This window comes from Arthrobacter sp. Dra40, from assembly GCF_059091905.1.
This window is the reverse complement of sequence record NZ_JBNHHB010000332.1, coordinates 1-4,035: the sequence shown is the minus strand read 5'-3', so window position 1 is coordinate 4,035 and position 4,035 is coordinate 1. Positions and strand designations below refer to the sequence as shown.

4 protein-coding genes are annotated in these 4,035 nt (G+C 67.9%); 3 read left to right on the top strand and 1 reads right to left on the bottom strand.

Annotated features, from left to right (window positions below; all coding sequences use genetic code 11):
- The 3 genes from AC5RWT_RS35135 to AC5RWT_RS35125 form a co-directional block, all read left to right on the top strand.
- Positions 1-815: copper amine oxidase (locus AC5RWT_RS35135; protein ID WP_494084262.1), on the top strand; the 815-nt coding region annotated here is incomplete at its 5' end.
- 15 nt (positions 816-830) lie between these two features.
- Positions 831-1,337: a hypothetical protein gene (locus AC5RWT_RS35130; protein ID WP_494084261.1), complete on the top strand. Its 507-nt coding sequence runs from the start codon at positions 831-833 to the stop codon at positions 1,335-1,337.
- Positions 1,338-1,429: 92 nt separating this feature from the next.
- Positions 1,430-3,019: an MFS transporter gene (locus AC5RWT_RS35125; protein WP_494084260.1), complete on the top strand. Its 1,590-nt coding sequence runs from the start codon at positions 1,430-1,432 to the stop codon at positions 3,017-3,019.
- Here the strand turns inward: AC5RWT_RS35125 and AC5RWT_RS35120 are convergent.
- Complete coding sequence (locus AC5RWT_RS35120; RefSeq protein WP_494084259.1) at positions 3,005-3,877, bottom strand: Rieske (2Fe-2S) protein; 873 nt, start codon at positions 3,875-3,877, stop codon at positions 3,005-3,007. The two genes, AC5RWT_RS35125 and AC5RWT_RS35120, sit on opposite strands and share 15 nt — an antisense overlap.
- Positions 3,878-4,035: the final 158 nt, after the last annotated feature.

Sequence of the window (4,035 nt, the reverse complement as noted above, 5' to 3'; positions counted from 1 at the left end):
ACCGGCGCATGGTGGTCTCCTTCTTCACCACCATCGGCAACTACGACTACGGCTTCTACTGGTACCTCTACCTGGACGGCACCATCGAGTTCGAGGCGAAGGCCACCGGCATCGTGTTCACCAGCGCCTACCCGGGCAAGGGCTACGAGTACGCCTCGGAGATGGCCCCGGGCCTGGGCGCGCCGTTCCATCAGCACCTGTTCAGCGCCCGGCTGGACATGGCGCTGGACGGGTTCACCAACCGGGTCGAGGAAGAGGAAGCTGTGCGGGTTCCCCTCGGCGAAGGCAACGAGCGAGGCAACGCCTTCAGCCGCCGTCGCACTCTGCTGAGGACCGAATCCGAGGGTGTCCGCGAAGCCAACATGCCGGCGGGCCGGACCTGGCATATCTCAAACCCGGAGTCCACTAACCGGCTGGGCGAGCCGGTGGCTTACAAACTGATGCCGCAGGGCCAGCCCATGCTGCTGGCCGACCCGGAGTCGTCGGTGGCCAAGCGGGCGGCCTTCGCCGCCAAGGACCTGTGGGTCACCCAGTACGCCGAGGACGAGCGCTACCCGACCGGCGACTTCGTGAACCAGCATGCCGGCGGCGCCGGGCTCCCGGCCTATGTGGCGCAGGACCGCGACATCGACGGCGAGGACATTGTGCTCTGGCATACCTTCGGCTTGACCCATTATCCGCGGGTGGAGGACTGGCCCATCATGCCGGTAGACACGGCCGGATTCAGGCTCCGCCCGGATGGTTTCTTCGACCGCAGCCCCGTGCTGGACGTGCCGGCAAGCAAGCCCGCCGCCGGTGGGCACTGCCACCGCTAACCAGGGCGTGTGGAGATGACCGCGGTTGCGCAGCTGGAATCCACGGCACAGCACGACGGCGGCGCGCGGCTTGTGCTGATGGCCCGACTGTGCACCGTGGTCGCCTTCGCATCCATCGCCGCCCACCTACTGATGGCCTGGCAGCATGTGGACACTCCGTGGCAAAGCCTGCTGATGCTGGTCATGGCCGCGTTCTGCCTGCCGTGCGCGTTGAAAACCTGGCGCCACGGCGGCGCGGGTCCGGCCCGGATGCTGATGCTCGCGGCACTGGCCATGGCTGCCTTCCACACCCTGCTGCTCACCGGGGCCGGAGTCCACGGCGGGGGCCACGCAGGGCACGGGGTAGCCGCAGCCGCTGGGAGCACGGTGATCGCCGGAGGCCACGCCGGGACCGCAGCCGGGTCTGCGTCGCTGACAGCAGCCCTTCCGCACACTGAAATGATGCTGGGCGTCATCCTGCTGGAACTGGCGGCGGCCATGTCCGCGGCCATCTATCTGCACCGACTCCGCCAGCACCAGTAGAAGGGCGCAATTGCCCGACCGTTTGGCCCGCATTGGGGCGCGAAGGTCCCTCGCCGTTTGGCAGCGGAGTGCTCTCGGCGTATGAATGAGGGGTGACCCCAGCCTCCGATTCCGCTCCAGAGAACCGTCCCACTGCCGGCATCTCGGCCGGTCCCGACCGCCCTGACGGCGCCGCGGCCGGCTTCGTGCCGGATCCCGGCCGGTGGCGGATCCTGGCCGTGCTGCTGGTGGCTATCTTCATGTCGCTGATCAGCGTGAGCATCGTCAATGTGGTGCTGCCGTCCATCCAGATCGGGCTGGGGGCATCGGATTCTGACCTGCAGTGGGTGCTCTCGGGCTACGCGCTGACCTTCGGCGTGGTGCTGGTGGCAGCCGGCCGGGCGGGCGACATCTTGGGCCGCGGCCCGCTCTTCATTGCCGGCGTTGCGGTGTTCAGTCTCTCCTCAGTGGCCGCAGGACTCGCTCCGGACCCGCTGAGCCTGAACATCAGCCGCTTTGTGCAGGGGCTCGGCTCCGGCCTGTTGAATCCGCAGGCAGTGGGCATGATCCAGCAGTACTTCCGCGGTGCCGAACGCGGCCGGGCCTATGGTGCGCTCGGCAGCGTCATCGGCGTCTCGGTGGCCATCGGGCCCTTGCTCGGCGGGATGATCATCGAACTGGCCGGTGAGCAACAGGGCTGGCGCTGGACCTTCCTGGTGAATGTTCCGGTCGGGATCCTGGCCATCGTGCTGGCGTTGTTGTGGTTCAATCCCCGGCGCAGCGCCGGCGGGCGCGAGGACATCGACAACGAGCGCGCTTCCTTGAAACAGCGCACCTCTGGCTCCGGAGCCGGGGAGAGACCCGCGGCCAAGTCCGACCGTGACCTCGATCCGGTAGGGGCTGCGCTGCTGGGTCTCGCCGTGCTGGCGCTGCTGCTGCCGTTCGTGGAACGCAGTGCCGGCCCGTGGATCTGGCTGCTGCTTCCCGGCGGCGCGGGGCTCCTGGCCTTGTGGGCCTGGTGGGAACATTCCTACCGCAGCCGCGGCCGCAGCCCCATGGTCGACCTGCGGATCTTTCGCACCCACAGCTTTTCCTCGGGCTCGCTGATCGCCGGCCTGTACTTCATGGGGGTGACCAGCGTTTGGGTGTTGGTCGCGCTGTACATACAGCAGGGGCTGGGCGGGAGCGCACTCGAGGCGGGGTTGATCGGGCTCCCGGCGGCGCTGCTCAGTGCCTATTCGTCGCACTGGTCCGGAAAGCGGGTGCTGGAGCGGGGACGGCGGATCATCGTCGTCGGGATCCTGTGCGCGCTGCTCGGGTTGGGGCTGACCATCGCCGTCATTCATCTGGAGGCGGCCGGGGTCCTCAGCATCTGGTGGATGCTGCTGACCTTGTCCTTCATTGGCATGGCACAGGGGCTCATCATCACCCCGAACCAGACACTGACCTTGGCGGAAGTGTCGTTGGAGTACTCCGGCAGCGCCGGGGGCGTCCTGCAGACGTCGCAACGGATCGGCACCGCGGTGGGCATCGCTGTGATCACCGCCGTCGCCTTTTCCGTCCAGGCCCAGTCCGGCTGGACTGAGGCCATTACCGCCGGGCTGTATGTGACTGCCGCGTCCGTCGCCGCCACCCTCGTGATCGCCGCATCCGACGCCCGCCGGGCATCGCGTGCGTCGACACCGCGCTCAGTGCGCGGCTGATGTGTGACCGTCGCGCAGACGGACTTCGATCTGCCCGTCGCTCACCCGCGTTTCATAGGCCGGCTGCTCGGAGCTGGCAGGACCCCTGACGATACTGCCGTCGTCGAGGCGGAAGGTGCTGCCGTGCCAGGGGCAGGTGATGCACTCGTCCTCGACCTGTCCTTCCGCCAGCGGGCCGCCCAGATGGCTGCAGACACTGTCCAGCGCCCGGATGGTGCCGCCGCTGCGGTAAAGCACCAGCGAGATATCTCCGGCGTGCGCCAGCTGGGGCCGGCCCTCCGGCAGTTCGCTCTCCGCCAGGGCGGCGGTCCACTCGGTGGGCCCTACGTGCCACGCAGTGCGGTTGACATTGACGCCCCGCGCGTAGCTCAAATGCCCGCCAAGATAAGCCGAGGACATGAGCAGTCCGAAACCGCCCAGGGCCAGGACTTTGGCCAGGCCGCGGTGGTTGCTGCGTCGGGCCACCCATGATGCAGTGAAGCAGCCCAAAGCCATTGAGTTTCCTGCCGCGTGCACGATGCCGACACGGCTGTCTTCTGCCTGGGTGTCGGACCAGTCATTGAGACCGGCCCACGCAGTGGGTGCTGCCGTGAGGATCCCGGCCGCGATCAGCAGATCGGCAGCCGGTTCGGCCCTTCGGCCGCCCACCGCGTCCAGGAGGGTGGACATGGTCCACGCCCCGATGGGCAGGTCGGTCATGAGCGGATGCAGCGGATGGCCTAGGAAGCTGCCGCTGAGGATGTTGCGGACCGGCAGGGGTTTGACCAGCCGGCCCACCAGCCCGGCAACCGGCTGGGCAACCTTGTCCAGCACCTCGGCTTGTTCGATCTTTTCCATGAGACTGTGCAAAATTGTCATGCCGGTGCAACCCCTCCCGCAGAACGGCCGGCGATGATGGAGTCCGGCCGGCCGGGCCCAGCCCCCAGTACGTGCCAGTGTGGCATCGGGCAGCGGGCGGGGCAAGGGAGGACAAACTCCGGAGGGTGGCTTAAGCGGAAACGCCGGTGGGCGGCTCC